The organism is Massilia sp. CT11-108 (assembly GCF_047302915.1).
Classification (GTDB): domain Bacteria; phylum Pseudomonadota; class Gammaproteobacteria; order Burkholderiales; family Burkholderiaceae_D; genus Telluria; species Telluria orientalis.
On record NZ_JBKYMO010001149.1, the window covers coordinates 1 to 607 of the forward strand.

Sequence of the window (607 nt, forward strand, 5' to 3'; positions counted from 1 at the left end):
AGTCAAGGCTGCGCGCTCCTCGGCCAGCTGGCGCTCGCGCTGCTGGGTGTCCAGATCGCGCTGCGCCGCCTCCTGCGCGACGCGGTCGGCTTCCATCCGCAGGCGCGCCTGCTCGGTGGCTGCGCGCTCGGCGTCCAGGCGGGCCTGGCTTTGCTGGGACTCTTCCTCTTCCGCGGCGGCGCGGGCCATGGCCACGTCGCGCAGCTTGCGGTCCGCTTCGATGCGGGCTTCCGTCGCGGCCAGGATGCGGGCTTCGGCTTCGCGCCGCGCGGCGGCGGCATCGGCCGCCATCTGTTCCAGGCGTTCGCGGTGGATGGCCGCGTCGCGCAATTCCTTCTCCGTCTGCAGGCGCATGCGCAGCGATTGCGCGGCCGTCCGCTCCGATTCCACCTGGGCCAGCGCGATGGCTTCCCGTTCCTGTTCGATGTGCGCGAGGGCGCGGGCTTCCTCGATTGCGCGTGCCTCCGCGGACGCGCGCGCGAACGCGGACGCGAGCGCCACCTGGTCCGCGCGTTCGCGCTGCTGCGCCAGTTCCAGTGCCTCGGCTTCGGCCTGCGCCAGTTTCTCCGCGGGGGCTGGCTCGTATACACATCTCCGCGCCCACGAG

1 pseudogene is annotated in these 607 nt (G+C 72.8%); it reads right to left on the reverse strand.

Going from position 1 to position 607, the window contains the following annotated elements:
- Positions 1-607, reverse strand: a pseudogene (locus tag ACEN88_RS33675) (hypothetical protein); the annotation flags it as partial.